This is a genomic window from Psychrobacter sp. A3 (assembly GCF_028823565.1).
GTDB classification, from domain to species: domain Bacteria; phylum Pseudomonadota; class Gammaproteobacteria; order Pseudomonadales; family Moraxellaceae; genus Psychrobacter; species Psychrobacter celer.
Genome location: NZ_JAPEHS010000192.1, coordinates 1 through 518 on the forward strand (window position 1 = coordinate 1; position 518 = coordinate 518).

1 pseudogene is annotated in these 518 nt (G+C 46.9%); it reads right to left on the minus strand.

Annotated elements, in window-relative coordinates:
- Positions 1-164 precede the first annotated feature (164 nt).
- Positions 165-518, minus strand: a pseudogene (locus NK638_RS12445) (SurA N-terminal domain-containing protein); the annotation flags it as partial.

Below are 518 nucleotides of genomic sequence, written 5' to 3' on the forward strand. Positions count from 1 at the left end.
CTGAGCCGGCGCGCATGAGGCGGGTCGGTTTTGATTGCTAAATTATAGATCAAAAAAAGCCACTGTCCTTGATACAGTGGCTTTTTTACGTCTTTATGCGCGAGCGGTTATCGTCATTTAAGCCATTTCAGATGACTCAATTATCGATATTTAACGATTTGTATTTAACGACCTTGCGCGTTGGCCATGTTGGTGTCGTTAATCTCAACCTGATACACCATCCGCAGATACTCTAAGTAATCTTGCAGTTGATCTTGGCCTAAATTATCACGAATAATAGCCGCCGTTTGTGCTCTTTGCACATCAGATAATGGTGATTGCTGCTCCGTTTTGATGCGGTCACCGACCAACAAGCTGGCACCCACTTCCGTCTCGCCTGCGATGGCTACCACAGCGTTATCATCAGCTTGCTGGCTAAAGGCCATACCACGCTCTTTTTCGGTCAATTGTGTCGTTTGACGATTGATCTGACCGAGCGCTTGCAGTGTTACAGGCTGCTTGCTGATATCTGCTGGCGT